Raw genomic sequence first — 15,451 nt, 5'->3', positions numbered from 1 at the left:
CAGCGTCGCGCCATGACATTCGTCACCGTTCAGCCGACCGTGGCGGGCTCGCGCAGCGGAACCGGCGGCGACGCCACCGGCTCCTCACGCGGCAGGAAGCGCGCGGCCGCCGCGATCAGCAGGCCCAGCACGACCGCCAGCCCGAGCGCGGTACGCAGCGACGTGGCGTCCGACAGGAAGCCGATCACCACCGGACCCAGCAGCAGCCCCGCATAGCCCATCGCGCCCGCCTGCGCGATCGCCGGGCCGGGGGTGTCGGTGGCGGTGCCCGCCAGCGAGAGCGTCAACGGCGAGATCGTCGCCACGCCCAGCCCGACGAAGAACACCGCGCCCAGCGCCACCATCGGCGCCGGAGCGGCCAGCACGACCGCGAAGAACCCGGCCGTGGCCAGGCCGGAGACGGTCAGCATGCCCCGCACGCCGAACCGGGAGCGCAGCCGGTCACCGCTGAGCCGGGCGATCAGCATGCCCGCCTCGAAGATCGGGTAGCCGAGCGCGGCCAGCGCCTCCGGCGCGCCGAGGGTGTCCCGCATGAACAGGCCGTTCCAGTCCGCGACCGTGCCCTCGACCATGAACGCGAAGAACATCAGCGCGCCCAGCAGGTAGACGACCGGCGGCAGCCGGCGGCGAGCCGCACCGGCCGACCCCGCCACCGGGGCGTCCGGCAGGTAGGTGCGGCCGAGCATGACCATGACCGGCAGCGAGACCAGGCCGATCAGCGCCACGTTGGCGGTGAACGACAGGCCCAGGGCGATGGACAGGCTGCCCGTCGCCCCCGCCGCGATCGCGCCGACGCACCAGCCCGCGTGCATGCCGTTCATCAACGGCCGGCCGTGGGCGCGCTCGACGGTCGAGCCCTGGGCGTTCATCGCGATGTCGATCATCCCGAAGGCCATGCCGAAGAGCGCCGCCGCGGCCAGCAGCAGGGGGAGGTTCGGCGCGAACGCCACGGCCACCAGGCCGATCGCGGTCGCCGGGCCGCCGACGCGCAGCACCGTCCTGCTCCCCGCCCTGGCCATGACACGCCGCATGGCCTGCATGGTCACCAGCGCACCCAGGCCCCAGACCAGCAGCACCGTGCCGACCATGGCCTCCGACAGGCCGAGCTTGTCGGTCAGGGCCGGGATGCGGACGGTCATCGTGCCGACCATCAGGCCGCCGAGGAGGAAGGTGAGAACGGCCCCGTTGCGGGCTGTCCTCAGGTCGCGCGTCATAAGGCACACCTCATTCGTGATCAGGATTCGTCAGGAGTCGTGAAGCGCCGCGCCGGGCGCAGCGGGACGGCCCGGCGGGTGGCCGGGGCGTCAGGGGGTTCGGGGTGCTCGGTCCAGAGGGCGGGCCGGTGCCGGCGGGCCCCTACCGGGTCCGTACGTCTCGGGAGGGTCGTGCTTCTTCCGGCGCGAGCCGTACGAACACGGAGTCGTGCGATCGTGTTCCCGTTCGGCACGGGTCGGCGTCGGCACGGGCGGCGCGTCGTAAGGCGCAGGCGGTCGGCCGGATCAGGCTTGCTGGATCAGGTCGCCCGGATCAGGCATGCCGGATCAGGTAGGCGGTTCGACCAGCGCCCGCAGCCTGGCCTCCAGGGCCTGCAGGTCCTTCTCGGTGTTGAGCTCCGGGTCGTGGCTCGCCACGTCCCACAGCCCCTCACACGCCAGCCGCGCGATCTGCGACGCCAGCCGGTCGGGCTCCTCGCTCAGTCCCTCGCGATGCCAGCGGGTCATCGCCTCGCGTAGCGGCGCGAGGAGAAACAGGTTGCCCGAGGCGCCGGTCACCACGGCCCATCGTCGAAGCCTGCCCGAGCGCACCGCGGCCAGCGTGGCCCCGATGTAACGCTCGGTGTAGGTGTCGTCGTGCTGGGCGGCCATGAGATCGTCGAAGTCGTCGATCAGACGCTCGACCATGGCCTTGATGAGGGCTTCCTTCGTCCCGAAGTGGTAAAGGAGGCCGCCCTTGCTCACGCCCGCCCGGTCGGCGACCGCGGATAGGGTGAGTGCGGCCGAGCCCTGGTCGCAGAGGAGATCCTCCGCGGCGTCCAGCAGCTCGTCCCTTCTCATGCCACTACTGTACCGTCCGGACGGTACACCTGCAAACGAGATACCCTAGCCGGGTGAGCAGACCGTCGGCCTATCTTGATCACGCGGCGACCACGCCCATGCTTCCCGAGGCGATCGAGGCCATGACGGAGCAACTCGGCCGGGTCGGTAACGCCTCCTCCCTGCACGCCGCCGGGCGGGAGGTGCGCAAAGTGGTGGAGGAGTCGCGCGAGGCCATCGCCGGCGCGCTCGGTGCCAGACCCAGCGAGGTCGTGTTCACCTCGGGCGGCACCGAGGCCGACAACCTCGCCATCAAGGGCCTGTTCTGGGCGCGCAGACCCCGGAAACGCGTGCTGATCAGCTCCGTCGAGCACCACGCCGCCCTCGATCCGGCCGCGTGGCTGGCCGACAGCCAGGGCGCCCAGGTGGAGCTCCTCAAGGTCGACGAGCACGGCCGGGTGCATCCCGACACGCTGCGCGCCGCCATCGCCCGCGACCCCGGCGACGTCGCCATGATCAGCATCATGTGGGCCAACAACGAGGTCGGCACCGTCCAGCCCGTCCACGCACTCGCGGCCGTCGCCGGTGACCACGGCATCCCCTTCCACACCGACGCCGTCCAGGCCATCGGCCAGCTCCCGGTGTCGTTCGCGGAGTCCGGCGCCGACGCCCTCACCCTGACCGGCCACAAGATCGGCGGGCCGATGGGCGCCGGCGCGCTGCTGCTGGCCAAGGGCGTGACCCCCGTCTCCGTGCAGCACGGCGGCGGCCAGGAGCGCGACGTGCGCTCCGGCACCCTCGACGCCCCCGCCATCGCCGGCCTCGCCGCCGCCGTCCGCACCGCCGTCAAGGAGCAGCAGGCCCAGCACCGCCACCTCACCGCCCTGCGCGACGAGCTCATCGACCGGGTGCGGCGGGCCGTGCCCGACGTGGTGCTCAACGGCGACCCCGTCGACCGGCTGCCGGGCAACGCGCACTTCTCCTTCCCCGGCTGCGAGGGCGACGCCCTGCTCATGCTGCTCGACGCCCGCGGCATCGAGTGCAGCACCGGCTCGGCCTGCTCGGCCGGCGTCGCCCAGCCGTCACACGTGCTGCTGGCGATGGGCGCCGAGGCCGCCGCCGCCCGCGGCTCCCTCCGCTTCACCCTCGGCCACACCTCGACCCACGACGACGTCGACCGCCTGATCGAAGTCCTCCCCGCAGTCGTGGAGCGCGCCCGCAGGGCAGGACTCAGCTGAGGAACCCGCCACCGCGCTCCTAACCGCTCAGCTGAGGAACGCTGCTACGGCGCTCCACGCCGGGTCGGTGGACACGTCCACCCGGGCTTTGCCCTCTCGCCAGTCGGCGGTCAGCTCCTTTGCGTGGCCGGCGCCGTCGCCGGACGGGTCGGCGTAGACGTGGATGACCCGGTGGCGCTCCGCGCTCAGCTGCGCGACCAGCACCGCGTCACCCCGTGGTTTGAGCAGCCGGGCGGTCAGTCGTTCCTCGAAGTCCCGCAGGGCTGTGAGGGAGTCGCCGGTGGGCAGGCCGTTATCGTCGCGGTGCTTGTAGGGCAGGGTGATGGCGATGTGCTGGTCGAACAGCGGATAGTCGACCGGCCGCAGCGGATAGCGGGCCGTGGCGGCCAGCGCCGCGCCGCCGGCCGTCTGCCCTTCCAACTGCGCCCACTGCTCCTGGCCGAACTCGGAGGCCAGGTCGGCGACGATCGCCGGCAGGTGAACGGCGGGCACCGAGTCGATCGGCTGGAACGTGGCCGGCGAGATCTCGCCCACCCAGCGAGCCACGTCGTCCTCGCCGAGCAGCCAGTCGAGGGCGAGCAGCGTGGCGTCCATCCGGGCGTCCTCGCCGAGCTCGCCGAAGATCGGATGGTAGGCCGTCACGTCGACCCGCGGCGCCCCCCGGGGCACCCGCAACCCCAGCGCCAGCTTGTCCAGCCCGAAGGAGAAGCCCTCCACATCCAGCGAGAGCTCCGCGGCCTGCGGATGGGCCGGGCGTGAGGGGTGGAACTCCCACAGCAGGTCGGCCGGCGGCGCGGCCCTGGCCCACCGGTGCGCGCGCGGTCTCAGCTCGGCGTCGCCCGCGGCGGTCACCACCAGCGCGTGCGCCGCGTTCCGGCCCGGGGCCACCTCCCAGACCAGCCCCTCATGCACCGCGCTCACCGCCGGCCCGAGCAGGTCGGGCAGGCGCTCCGACTCCCCGGCCGCCACCATCGCGTCCAGCTGCGGCCTGGCGTCGTCCCACCACGCCCAGAATCCGGCGATGGCATCGTCGGCCCCGGCCGGCTCCTCATCATCGTCCTTGCGCCCGAACAGTCGCATGCCAGAATCCTCCCAGACGCCGCCCCCACTCGTGCCTCCTTACGCGCTCGGCGCACGATGGACCTGGCGCTCGGCCCCGCAAGGTGGCTTGCGGGGCCGGCGGGCGCTCGGCACTGCCAGGTGGACAGTAGGGTGGAACGGTCATGAAACTGCGTGTGCTTGCCGCCATGTCGGGCGGCGTCGACTCGGCCGTGGCCGCCGCTCGGATCGCCGAGGCCGGGCACGACGTCACCGGTGTGCATCTCGCCCTGTCGGCCAATCCTCAATCCCACCGTACGGGCGCCAGGGGCTGTTGCACGGTCGAGGACTCACGCGACGCCCGGCGGGCCGCCGACGTGATCGGCATCCCGTTCTACATCTGGGACATGGCCGAGCGTTTCCAGCGCGACGTGGTCGAGGACTTCGTCGCCGAGTACGCCGCCGGCCGCACGCCCAATCCCTGCCTGCGGTGCAACGAGAAGATCAAGTTCGAGGCGGTGCTCGACCGGGCGCTGGCCCTCGGCTTCGACGCGGTCGCCACCGGGCACCACGCCAAGGTGATCGACGGCGTGCTGTCCAGGAGCGTCGACCCGGGCAAGGACCAGTCCTACGTGCTGGGCGTGCTCACCCGCGAGCAGCTCAGCCACGCGATCTTCCCCCTCGGCGACTCCACCAAGGCCGAGGTGCGCGAGGAGGCCGCCAGGCGCGGCCTGACCGTCGCCGACAAGCCCGACAGTCACGACATCTGCTTCATCGCCGACGGCGACACGCGGGGGTTCCTGGCCAAGCGGCTCGGCTCGGCGGAGGGCCCCATCGTGGACGAGCGCGGCGACGTGGTCGGCAGCCACCAGGGAGCCCACGGCTACACCGTCGGCCAGCGCAAGGGCCTGCACATCGACCGCCCCGCCCCCGACGGCAGGCCACGCTACGTGCTGTCGATCGAGCCGGTGTCCAACACGGTCACCGTGGGCCCGCGCGCGGCGCTCGAGGTCACCTCGATCACCTGCGTACGCCCCCTGTGGAACGGCCCGTCGGCCCAGCGCGACGTGACCGTGCAGCTCCGCGCGCACGGCGAGGTGTACGGATGCCGTTTCGAGGAGCGGGACGGCGCCCTGGTCATCGACCTCGACCGCCCGGCGACCGGGGTCGCGGCAGGACAGGCGGCGGTCCTCTACTCCGGCTCCACCGTGATCGGCTCGGCGACGATCGACTCCGCCGCCTAGGACCTTTTTTCCGAGGGCGACTCGCGGGTCGCTGTCCGGCCTGGGTCAGCCGGAGAACACCTCGCGGTTCCGCTCCAGGAATTCCCGCAAGGACGTCGCCGGACGGCCCGTCACCGCCTCGATGGTGCCGAAGACGCCGTCCGGCTCGATCAGGGAGCCGTTCCGCGTTCGTTCGAAGACGTTTCGGACACACGCCATGTAGACGGGGTCGGCGCCGGCCCGGACCATGGTGTCGTAGAACACCTGTGGTTCTGCCGACTCGTATCGCCACGGCCGCCGGAGCACGTCGCCCAGCAGTTCGGCGATCTCGCTCAGCGACGCGGCCTCGGCGGCCAGGTCGTAGGCCCGCCCGTCGTGCGGTCCTGGATCGCGCAGCACAGTGGCCGCGACCTCGGCGATGTCGGCGACGTCCACCCAGTTCGGCCGCGCTTCGCCGACGAAGTGCGTGAGCACGCCGGGCGTCCCGACGCTCAACCGCAGGTTCTGCATGAAGGAGGCGGGGCGCAGGTGCGTGTGGCCGAGCCCCGAACGTTCGATGTACGCCTCGACGAGTTGGTGCCAGGCGAAGTGGACGATGGTGGTGTCCTCGGCGGCGGACACCCCGACATGGACCACATGACCGACACCCTCGGCCTTGGCCGCGTCCACGGCCGCCTTGGCCTGCGCCAGCATCCTCACGTCGTATCCGGTGAGCAGGAACACCCGATCGACGCCCGCGAACGCAGGCCGTACCGCCTGTAGCCCGGCGGTCTCGGCCTCGTCCAGATCGAGATGGCGTACCTCGACCCCATGGTCCCGCACCCGGGCCGCGGCATCCGGGCGGCGGGTGGCGGCGGCCAGGCGCAGGCGCCCCTCCCGGTGATCGGGAAGGAGCGTGTCGACGAGCGCGGAGCCGATCGCCCCGGTGGCCCCGATGACCAGAACGGTGGCCGGTGACATGTTTCCTCCCGCGTTGGTCTGGATGGGTTGACCTGGAGGAAACGTAAAGCCTCACGTCGGCGTGAAGGTCAAGCGCTGGTGCTGCCCGCCGCGTGCCGCGACGCCGAAGGGGTGGTGCTGTCCGGCGAGCTGACCGGTGAGCTGGAGACGGTGCGGACACGCCTGGTCGCCGAGATCGAGGAGCGTCAGGCGTCGCTGAGCCTGCTCGACGAGGTGATGGCCGCCGCATGCTGGGACGGCGCGGACCGTTCTGGAGGAGAACCCCGTCCCACCCGGCAGGACCTCCCGCAGGCGCCCGGGCGGGGGCCGGTGGTCAGCCGAGTGTGACGGACTCGCCGATGGCGAGTCTGCGCATCTCGGCCCCCTGCTTCTGCGACTCCAGCCGCAGATAGTTGTCCACCAGCGAGAGGCCGTAGTCGTTGAGCAGGCCGTCGTGGGTGGAGAAGGCCCGGCCGGGCCGGACGGCGCGCACGTAGTCGACCATCTCCATGAGCTTGAGCCAGGGCGCGTTGGTGGGGAGAAGCAGGGTGTCGACCTCGACGTCGGGGACCGTCAGGGCGTCGCCGGGGTAGAAGAGCTGGTCGTCCACCAGAAAGCCGATGTTCTGCACGATGGGGACGTCAGGGTGGTTCTTGGCGTGCCATTCGCCGAACACCTTGATCGAGAAACCGGCGGCCTGGAATGAGTCCTCGAACTCCACCACCTCGACCCTGACGGGCAGGTCGGCGAGCTGCGCGGCGACGCCCTCGCAGGTGAACACCTCCAGGCCGGGGGAGGCGGCGGCAAGGCGGTCGATGTCGAAGTGGTCGCCGTGCTCATGAGTGATCAGGACGGCGTCGGCGCCGTCGAGCACCGGGTCGGCGGTGAAGACCCCCGGGTCGACGACCAGAGCGCGGCCGTTCTTCTCCAGGCGTACGCAGGCGTGGCCGTATTTGGTGAGCTCCATCTCAGACAGCCTACGCTGGTGCCCATGTTGACGTGGGAAGCCACCGGGGTCGGATCGCATCCGGGCGTAGATCATTTCGAGGCGATGCGGGTGGTGTTCGGGGAGGTGCCCGGGCTGCCCTATCTGCCGGAGCTGCCTGCCCGGGGAGTCGGGGCGGACATGGTGGGCCGGACCGCGGCGCTGCTGGTCGAGTTGCCGGTGGAGGTGCAGCCCTCCGGGTGGCGGATGGCGGGGCGGCCGGGGCGTGACCATCAGCGGGCGGTCGACCATCTCCGGCGTGATCTCGACGCCCTGGAGGAGATCGGGCACGACTACGCGGGGCCGCTGAAGCTGCAGGCGTGCGGGCCGTGGACGCTGGCGGCGTCGATCGAGCTGCGCCACGGCGACAAGATGCTGTCGGACCCTGGGGCGGTGCGCGACCTGATCGGGTCGCTGGCGCAGGGGGTGGCCGATCACTGCGCCGAGGTGCGGCGGCGGCTGCCCGGCGTCACCGAGATCGTGCTCCAGCTCGACGAGCCGGGCCTGCCGGGGGTGCTGACGGGGACCGTGCCGACGGCCTCCGGGTTCGGGCGGCTGCCCGCCGTGGAGGGGTGGCGGGTGGAGGAGTCGCTGCGCCGCTTCGACGCACCGGTGGTCCACTGCTGCGCGCCTTCGGTGCCGTTCAGACTGCTCCAGAGAGCGGGTGTACGCGGGATCTCCGTGGACGCGTCCCTGCTGCGGCGCCGGGATGACGAGACCATCGGAGACCTGGTCGAGGCGGGGGTCGGCCTGTTCCTCGGTGTGCTGCCGGGGACCGGTACGCGGCCGCCGGACGCGGGGGTGGTGGCCAAACCGGCGCTGGAGCTGTGGCGGCGGCTCGGGTTCGCGCCCGAGCGGCTGGGCGGGCAGGTCGTGCTCACTCCGGCCTGCGGGCTGGCCGGGGCCACACCCGGTTACGCCAGAGCGGCGCTCGCGGCGTGCCGCAAGGCCGCCAAGGTACTCCGGGAGGATCCCGAGCACACCTGAGCGATAGCGTTTTCCGCAAGGGGAAGGAGAGTCTTCGTGAGCGAACAGGGGACCGACGCCGGGGGCGTCCCCGGCACCGCGTCGCAGCGGCACGCCGAGCTGAGCGAGCTGGTCGAGGACGCGCGCTATCGCTACTACGTCGAGGATCGGCCGACGGTCAGCGACGCCGAGTTCGACGCGTGGTTCAACGAGCTGCTGGCGCTGGAGCAGGCCTATCCGCCCCTCCAGACGCCCGACTCGCCGACGCAGAAGGTCGGCGCGCCCGCCTCGGGCGACTTCGCCAAGGTCGAGCACCTGGCCAGGTTGGAGAGCCTGGACAACGTCTTCGACGCCGAGGGGATGACGGCCTGGCTGGCCAGGGCGGAGCGGCTGGCCGAGCACGACCCGGGCCCCTACCTGTGCGAGCTCAAGATCGACGGGCTGGCCATCGCGCTGGTCTACCGCGACGGCAGGCTGGAGCGCGGCGCCACCCGCGGCGACGGGCGCGTCGGCGACGACGTCACGGCCAACGTCCGCACCATCAAGGGCATCCCGCACCGGCTCACGGGCGATGACGTGCCGAGCCTGGTGGAGGTGCGCGGCGAGGTCTACATCCCGGTCGAGGGCTTCAACAAGCTCAACGAGGAGCTCGTCGAGCAGGGCAAACCGCCCTTCGCCAACCCGCGTAACTCTGCCGCGGGCACGCTGCGGCAGAAGGATCCGCGCGTCACCGCGCGGCGGCCGCTGCGCATGCTGGTGCACGGCGTCGGCGTCTGGGAGGGCGCGGCCGAGCCGCAGGCGCAGTCGCAGGTGTACGACCGGCTGCGGGAGTTCGGCCTGCCGGTCAGCGACCTCTACCGGGTGGTCGGCGGTCTCGACGAGATCAACGACTACATCGAGCACTACCGCCGTCACCGGCACGACCCGGCCTACGAGATCGACGGTGTGGTGGTCAAGGTCGACCGGTTCCGTGAGCAGCGTGAGCTGGGCTCCACCTCGCGGGCGCCGCGCTGGGCGATCGCCTACAAGTATCCGCCGCAGGAGGTCAACACCAAGCTGCTCGACATCCAGGTCGGCGTCGGCCGCACCGGGCGGGTGACGCCCTTCGGGGTGATGTCGCCGGTCGTGGTGGCCGGCTCGACGGTCGTGCGGGCCACGCTGCACAACGCCTCGGTCGTGGTCAAGAAGGGCGTGCGCATCGGTGACACGGTGGTGCTGCGCAAGGCGGGCGACGTCATCCCCGAGATCATCGCCCCGGTCACGGACCTGCGCGACGGCAGCGAACGCGAGTTCGTGATGCCGGACACCTGCCCCGAATGCGGCACCACCCTGGCCTACGAGCGGGAGGGCGACGCCGACCTGCGCTGCCCCAACGCGCGCGGCTGCCCGGCGCAGATCCGTGAGCGGCTGTTCTTCGCCGCGCATCGCGACGCCCTCGACATCAGGGGCCTCGGCTACGTGGCGGCCACCGCGCTCAGCCAGCCGCTGCCGCCGCAGGAGCCGGTGGTGCGCACCGAGGCCGACCTGTTCGACCTCACCCTGGAGCGGCTCGTCCCCATTCGGTCCGTCGTCCGCGACCAGGACTCCGGCCTGCCCAAGCTCGACCCCAAGACGGGCAAGGAGAAGGTCGTCTCGCTCTTCTCCAACGCCGACGGCAAGCCGAGCCAGAGCGCCTACCGGCTCATCGAGCAGCTGGAGCTGGCCAAGAAGCGGCCGCTGGCGCAGATCCTGGTGGCCCTGTCGATCCGCCACGTCGGCCCGCCCACCGCCCGCGATCTGGCCGCCGCGATGGGCTCGATCGAGGCCGTCATGAACGCCTCGGAGGAGGAGCTGGCCGCCGTCGAGGGGATCGGCCCGCGCGTGGCGGCCACGATCAAGCAGTGGTTCGAGGCCGACTGGCACCGCGAGATCGTCACCCGCTGGCAACAGGCGGGCGTCCGCATGCGGGACGAGCAGCCGGTCGGCGCCGAGCAGGTCGCCAAGACACTGGAGGGGCTCACCTTCGTGGTGACGGGCACGCTGTCCCAGCACACCCGCGACCAGGCGTCCGCCGCCCTCACCAGCCGGGGCGGCAAGGTGACAGGCTCGGTGTCGAAGAAGACGTCGTTCCTCATCGCGGGAGCGGACGCCGGGTCCAAGTACGACAAGGCGGTCAGCCTGAAGATCCCGATCCTGGACGAGGAGGGCTTGCGGGTGCTGCTCGACCGGGGACCGGAGGCCGCGGCGGAGTTGGCGGTCACCCCGGAGGAGTGAGCTGTCAAGCAGGCGGCGCCGTACACAACCGATTCCGGAACCCGGGAAGGTCTCGCGCACACGTAGCGTTCACCTAAGAGCTACAGAGGGTGGGTATATCCGGAAAGCGACGTGACGCAACGTACGCGCTTGGTTTCGCGAAGTGGGGTTAAGGTCGTACCCTCCCATAGTGACCTAATGGGGGTTCTGTTACCGATGACTGACCCAACCGACACCCGCGACACAGGACCACGCGTCGGCACGCCCCTGTGGGCGTTCCTCGCGGGTGTCATCGTGATCGGCTTCACCGCGCTGGTCGTCGCCCTGCTGAGGCTGGACACGACCGGGCTCGTGGAGCTGGGCCGCACGGCGCTGTTCTGGGTGGTGACGGCGCTGGTCATCCTGGGGGAGCTGCGGCCCGTCATGGTGTCCTCGGCCGCCGCGGTGGGCGGCACCTATCCGTCGGCCATGTTCACCTTCGCCGTCCTGCTCCACTACGGGTTGCCCGTCGCCGTGCTCCTGCAGGCCGTGGCCATCGCCGTCAACGGGGTGGCCACCCGCAAGGCCTGGCACCGGGTGATGTTCAACGTCGCCCAGTCGACGCTCGCCCTCACGGCCGCCGCCGTGGTGCTCGGCGCTTTCGGGATCATGCCCAGCGCCGTGGCGCCCTGGGTACCGTCAGGTGCGGACCTGCCGGCGATCGGCCTGGCCGGGGTCGCCTACTTCGCCACCCGGGCCATGCTCGTGTGCGGCGCCGTCGCGCTGCACGAGCGCAGGTCCATCGTGCGCGTGCTGCGGGCGACGGTGGGGCCGCAGAGCCTGGTGTACGCCGCGCTGCTCGGGCTGGCGCCCCCGGTCGTCGTCGTGATGGCGCACTCACCGGGGATCGTGCCGCTGTTCGTGGCGCCGCTCGCCGCCGTCTACTTCACCGCCACGCTGTCGATGCGCCGTGACCACCAGGCGCTGCATGACGAGCTGACCGGCCTGCCGAACCGCAAACTGCTCATCGTGAGCACCGAGGAGGCGCTCGCCGAGGCCCGCCAGGACGAACGGGTCGGCCTCTTCCTGCTGGACCTCGACCGGTTCAAGGAGGTCAACGACACGATGGGCCACCCGGTCGGCGACCGGCTGCTGCAGATGGTCGCGCACCGGCTCACCCACTCCGTACGGCCCGGCGACGTCGTGGCTCGGCTGGGCGGCGACGAGTTCGCCGTGCTGCTGCCCTCGATCAGGGACGCCCACGCCGCACGCGAGGTGGCGGCCAGGCTGCGTGCCGCGCTCACCGAGCCGGTGCGGCTCGAAGGCATGACGTTCGACCTGGACGGCTCCGTCGGCATCGCCCTCTACCCGGACCACGCGCCCGACTTCGAGATGCTGCTCCAGCGCGCCGACGTGGCCATGTACCTGGCGAAGGAGGGCCGTACAGGCGTGGAGCTCTACCAGGCGGACAAGGACCGCAACTCGCCCGAACGGCTCAACCTCCTGGGAGACCTGCGCCGCGGCCTCGACAACCACGAGCTCAAGCTGCACTACCAGCCCAAGGTGAGCCTGGCCGACGGCGCCCACAGCACGGTGCACGGCGTCGAGGCGCTGCTGCGCTGGCGGCACCCGGTGCACGGGTCGATCGCGCCGTCGGAGTTCATCCCGCTGGCCGAGCAGTCCTACCTGATGCGCCAGCTCACCGAGTACGTCATCAACGAGGCGCTGGAGCAGGCCGCCCGCTGGTGGAACACCGGCCTGCCGGTGCAGATCTCGGTCAACATCTCCGCCCGTGACCTGCTCGACTCGGCGCTGGCCGAGCAGCTCGAAGCCGGCCTGGCCCGCCTCCAGCTGCCGCCGGCGGCGATCCAGCTGGAGGTCACCGAGCGCATCCTGACCGGCCAGCAGGCCTACACCCACGACACCATCAAGGCCCTGGCGGCCCTGGGCGTCCCGCTGGCGCTCGACGACTTCGGCACCGGCTACTCCTCGCTGATCAGGCTCCAGCGCCTGGCGGTGTCGGAGGTGAAGATCGACGCCTCGTTCGTCCGCCGGATCGCCGAGTCCGAGGACGACGACCGGATCGTCCGCTCCATCGTGGACCTGGTCCGCTCGCTCGGCCTGCGCTCGGTCGCCGAGGGCGTCGAGTCGGACGCGGTGGCCGTCCGCCTCGCCGAAATGGGCTGCGACCTGGGCCAGGGCTGGCTCTTCTGCCATCCGATGCCCGCCACCGAAGCCACGGCCTGGCTCCGCGAGCGGCACACGACCGGCCCGGAGGCCGCCTACGCCCTTCGCCCAGAGGTCACGACGGCCTGACGCGACATACCGCTGTTCCGTGAAGCCCGATACCTCCTCGAAGAGGAAGCGGACGTGCGAGACTCCGCCCTCTACCACTCCGTGCTGGCGGCGGTGGCGACCGGCAACTCCACACGGGGCGGGATCGCCTCCTACGTCGGGCGTAAGGCCACGGACATCGGCCATCACCTCAACGTCTTGGAGGACAGCTGCCTGCTGCGTCGCGAACCCGACGTGTTCCACCCCTCGCGCTCGGTCTACCGTGTGTGCGAACCGCTGATCAACTTCCATCAGGTGGTGATGCGGCCGCGCTGGGGACTGCTGGAGAGCGGCAGGGCGGCCGCGGTCTGGTAGGACGCCCGCGCCCGGTTCAGCGGTCAGGTGCTCGGCCCGCACTTCGAGGAGATCTGCCGTGCGTTCGCCCGGATGGAGGATGTCTTCGGGGAGCTGCCCGGGGAGGTGGGCGCGGGGATGGGCCCCGGTCACAGCGCTCGCCTCAGGCGGGGACGGGAGTTGCTGGCCGCCAAGAAGTACGACGTGCGTGACACGGTCCTGGCCTGCTACAGCGGGGTGGGCTTCGACGGAGAACTCGGCTCGGAGGGGGATGTGCGGGCCATCGGGCTCGGTGAGCTCTACGGGTGATGTTTCCAGCTGGTTAAGGGTTCGGGGGCGTTCCGTCAAGGCCCCTAGGATGTGAGTGTCCAAACTCCATCCACGAAACGGGTTCAACGACTCATGTCCGCCATAACCCGCGACGAGGTCGCGCATCTGGCCCGGTTGTCCAGGCTGGCGCTCACCGACGACGAGCTCGACCACTACGCCACGCAACTCGATGCCATCATCGAGTCGGTCGCGAAGGTGGCAGAGGTCGCCGCCGAGGACGTGCCGCCATCGTCGCACGCTCTTCCGCTGACCAATGTTTTCCGTCCCGACGAGGTGCGACCGTCCCTGACGCCCGAGCAGGCCCTGTCGGGCGCTCCCGCCGTCGAGGACGACCGCTTCCGGGTGCCGCGCATCCTCGGGGAGGAGGCATGAGCCTGATTCGCAAGACCGCCGCCGAGCTGGGCGCGATGATCGCCGCTGGTGAGGTGAGCGCCGCCGAGGTGGCCGGGGCGCATCTCGACCGGATGGCCGAGGTCGAGCCCAAGGTGAAGGCCTTCCTGCATGTTGACAGGGAGACCACCCTGGAGCAGGCGCGGGCCGTCGACGCCAGGATCCGGGCGGGCGAGAAGCTCGGCCCGCTGGCCGGGGTGCCGATCGCGCACAAGGACATCTTCGCGACCCGCGACATGCCGACCACCGCCGCGTCCAAGATTCTTCAGGGCTGGCATCCGCCGTACGACGCGACCGTGACACGCCGGTTGCGCGAGGCCGGGCTGGTCATCCTGGGCAAGACCAACCTGGACGAGTTCGCCATGGGCTCCTCCACAGAGAACTCCGCCTACCAGCTCACGCACAACCCGTGGGACCTGACCAAGGTTCCCGGCGGGTCGTCGGGCGGGTCGAGCGCCGCCGTCGCCGCCTACGAGGCGCCGCTGTCGACCGGCACCGACACGGGCGGCTCCATCCGCCAGCCCGCCGCCGTGACCGGCATCGTGGGCATGAAGCCGACCTACGGCGGCTCGTCCCGTTACGGCCTGATCGCCTTCGCCAGCTCGCTCGACACGCCGGGCCCGTTCGCCCGTAACGTGCTGGACGCCGCGATGCTGCAGGAGACGTTCTCCGGCTACGACCCGATGGACTCCACCTCGATCGACGCCCCGGTGCCGTCGGTCGTCGAGGCGGCCAGAAACGCCGACGTGTCCGGCATGCGGATCGGCGTCATCAAGGAGTTCGCCGGAGAGGGTGCCCAGCCGGGCGTGCTGGCCCGCTTCAACGAGGCCGTCCAGCTGCTGGAGTCGCTCGGCGCGAAGGTCGTCGAGGTCTCCTGCCCGTCGTTCGAGACCGCCCTGCCGGCCTACTACCTCATCGCGCCGTCGGAGTGCTCGTCCAACCTGGCGCGCTTCGACGCCATGCGCTACGGCCTGCGCGTCGGCGACGACGGCACCCGCAGCGCCGAGGAGGTCATGGCGCTGACCAGGGCGGCCGGTTTCGGCCCCGAGGTCAAGCGGCGCATCATGCTGGGCACGTACGCCCTGTCGAGCGGCTACTACGACGCCTACTACGGCCAGGCCCAGAAGGTCCGTACGGTCATCTCGCGGGAGTTCGAGGCCGCCTTCCACCAGGTGGACGTGCTGGTCTCGCCCACGACGCCGACCACGGCGTTCCCGATCGGCGAGCGCGCGGACGACCCGATAGCGATGTACCTCGCCGACCTCTACACCATCCCGTCCAACCTGACGGGCAACGCGGCCATCTCGGTGCCGTGCGGCCTGGCGGACGAGGACGGCCTGCCGGTCGGTCTGCAGATCATGGCCCCGGTCCTGGGTGACGACCGCTGCTACCGCGTCGGCGCCGCCGTGGAGAAGGCCCTGGAGAGCCGCTGGGGCGGCCCGTTGCTGAAGGAGGCACCGTCACTGTGAC

Annotated in this window: 15 protein-coding genes; 10 read left to right on the top strand and 5 right to left on the bottom strand. The window is 71.2% G+C overall.

Annotated elements, in window-relative coordinates; translation table 11 throughout:
• Positions 1-29: 29 nt before the first annotated feature.
• Complete coding sequence (locus ACIBQX_RS16400; protein ID WP_397005081.1) at positions 30-1,214, bottom strand: MFS transporter; 1,185 nt, start codon at positions 1,212-1,214, stop codon at positions 30-32.
• A gap of 327 nt (positions 1,215-1,541) precedes the next feature.
• Positions 1,542-2,054 (bottom strand): TetR/AcrR family transcriptional regulator, encoded by a 513-nt coding sequence (locus ACIBQX_RS16395; protein ID WP_397005079.1) that lies wholly within the window; start codon positions 2,052-2,054, stop codon positions 1,542-1,544.
• 53 nt (positions 2,055-2,107) lie between these two features.
• Here ACIBQX_RS16395 and ACIBQX_RS16390 point away from each other — a divergent pair, with 53 nt between their 5' ends.
• Positions 2,108-3,271 carry a cysteine desulfurase family protein gene (locus ACIBQX_RS16390; protein ID WP_397005077.1) on the top strand — a complete coding sequence of 388 codons (1,164 nt, stop codon included), beginning with the start codon at positions 2,108-2,110 and terminating at the stop codon, positions 3,269-3,271.
• 27 nt (positions 3,272-3,298) lie between these two features.
• Here the strand turns inward: ACIBQX_RS16390 and ACIBQX_RS16385 are convergent, their stop codons facing one another.
• Positions 3,299-4,351, bottom strand: a complete 1,053-nt coding sequence (locus ACIBQX_RS16385; RefSeq protein WP_397005075.1) for a DUF695 domain-containing protein — start codon at positions 4,349-4,351, stop codon at positions 3,299-3,301.
• A 143-nt stretch (positions 4,352-4,494) separates the two neighbouring features.
• On the opposite strand from ACIBQX_RS16385, the gene mnmA reads away from it, so the two are divergent.
• The gene (mnmA, locus tag ACIBQX_RS16380) at positions 4,495-5,553 is read left to right on the top strand and encodes a tRNA 2-thiouridine(34) synthase MnmA (RefSeq protein ID WP_397005073.1); all 1,059 of its coding nucleotides are present in this window, start codon (positions 4,495-4,497) and stop codon (positions 5,551-5,553) included.
• Positions 5,554-5,598: 45 nt separating this feature from the next.
• On the opposite strand, the gene ACIBQX_RS16375 is transcribed toward mnmA, so the two are convergent.
• Positions 5,599-6,492: an NmrA family NAD(P)-binding protein gene (locus ACIBQX_RS16375; RefSeq protein ID WP_397005071.1), complete on the bottom strand. Its 894-nt coding sequence runs from the start codon at positions 6,490-6,492 to the stop codon at positions 5,599-5,601.
• 78 nt (positions 6,493-6,570) lie between these two features.
• On the opposite strand from ACIBQX_RS16375, the gene ACIBQX_RS16370 reads away from it, so the two are divergent.
• Positions 6,571-6,819, top strand: a complete 249-nt coding sequence (locus ACIBQX_RS16370; protein WP_397005069.1) for a hypothetical protein — start codon at positions 6,571-6,573, stop codon at positions 6,817-6,819.
• Here ACIBQX_RS16370 and ACIBQX_RS16365 read toward each other — a convergent pair.
• A complete protein-coding gene (locus tag ACIBQX_RS16365; protein WP_397005067.1) occupies positions 6,806-7,438 on the bottom strand; it encodes an MBL fold metallo-hydrolase in 633 nt (210 codons plus the stop codon). The genes ACIBQX_RS16370 and ACIBQX_RS16365 overlap by 14 nt on opposite strands.
• A gap of 24 nt (positions 7,439-7,462) precedes the next feature.
• On the opposite strand from ACIBQX_RS16365, the gene ACIBQX_RS16360 reads away from it, so the two are divergent.
• The 7 genes from ACIBQX_RS16360 (at position 7,463) to gatA (ending at position 15,450) form a co-directional block, all read left to right on the top strand.
• Entirely contained in the window at positions 7,463-8,443 is a 981-nt protein-coding gene (locus ACIBQX_RS16360; protein WP_397005065.1) for a methionine synthase, read from the top strand.
• 36 nt (positions 8,444-8,479) lie between these two features.
• Positions 8,480-10,675 carry an NAD-dependent DNA ligase LigA gene (gene ligA, locus ACIBQX_RS16355; RefSeq protein WP_397005063.1) on the top strand — a complete coding sequence of 732 codons (2,196 nt, stop codon included), beginning with the start codon at positions 8,480-8,482 and terminating at the stop codon, positions 10,673-10,675.
• A 195-nt stretch (positions 10,676-10,870) separates the two neighbouring features.
• The gene (locus ACIBQX_RS16350) at positions 10,871-12,949 is read left to right on the top strand and encodes a putative bifunctional diguanylate cyclase/phosphodiesterase (RefSeq protein WP_397005061.1); all 2,079 of its coding nucleotides are present in this window, start codon (positions 10,871-10,873) and stop codon (positions 12,947-12,949) included.
• 54 nt (positions 12,950-13,003) lie between these two features.
• Positions 13,004-13,282 (top strand): hypothetical protein, encoded by a 279-nt coding sequence (locus tag ACIBQX_RS16345; protein ID WP_397005059.1) that lies wholly within the window; start codon positions 13,004-13,006, stop codon positions 13,280-13,282.
• A 27-nt stretch (positions 13,283-13,309) separates the two neighbouring features.
• Entirely contained in the window at positions 13,310-13,570 is a 261-nt protein-coding gene (locus ACIBQX_RS16340) for a hypothetical protein (RefSeq protein ID WP_397005057.1), read from the top strand.
• A 93-nt stretch (positions 13,571-13,663) separates the two neighbouring features.
• Positions 13,664-13,963, top strand: a complete 300-nt coding sequence (gene gatC / locus ACIBQX_RS16335; RefSeq protein ID WP_189136523.1) for an Asp-tRNA(Asn)/Glu-tRNA(Gln) amidotransferase subunit GatC — start codon at positions 13,664-13,666, stop codon at positions 13,961-13,963.
• Positions 13,960-15,450, top strand: coding sequence for an Asp-tRNA(Asn)/Glu-tRNA(Gln) amidotransferase subunit GatA (gene gatA, locus ACIBQX_RS16330; RefSeq protein WP_397005055.1), 1,491 nt, complete (start codon positions 13,960-13,962; stop codon positions 15,448-15,450). The genes gatC and gatA overlap by 4 nt, the downstream gene beginning before the upstream one ends.
• The last annotated feature ends 1 nt before the right edge of the window (position 15,451 follow it).

Origin of the sequence: Nonomuraea sp. NPDC049714, assembly GCF_044465295.1 — a bacterium.
Taxonomy (GTDB): domain Bacteria; phylum Actinomycetota; class Actinomycetes; order Streptosporangiales; family Streptosporangiaceae; genus Nonomuraea.
Note: the sequence above shows the minus strand (reverse complement) of the source record. Positions and strands in the feature narration are given on the sequence as shown.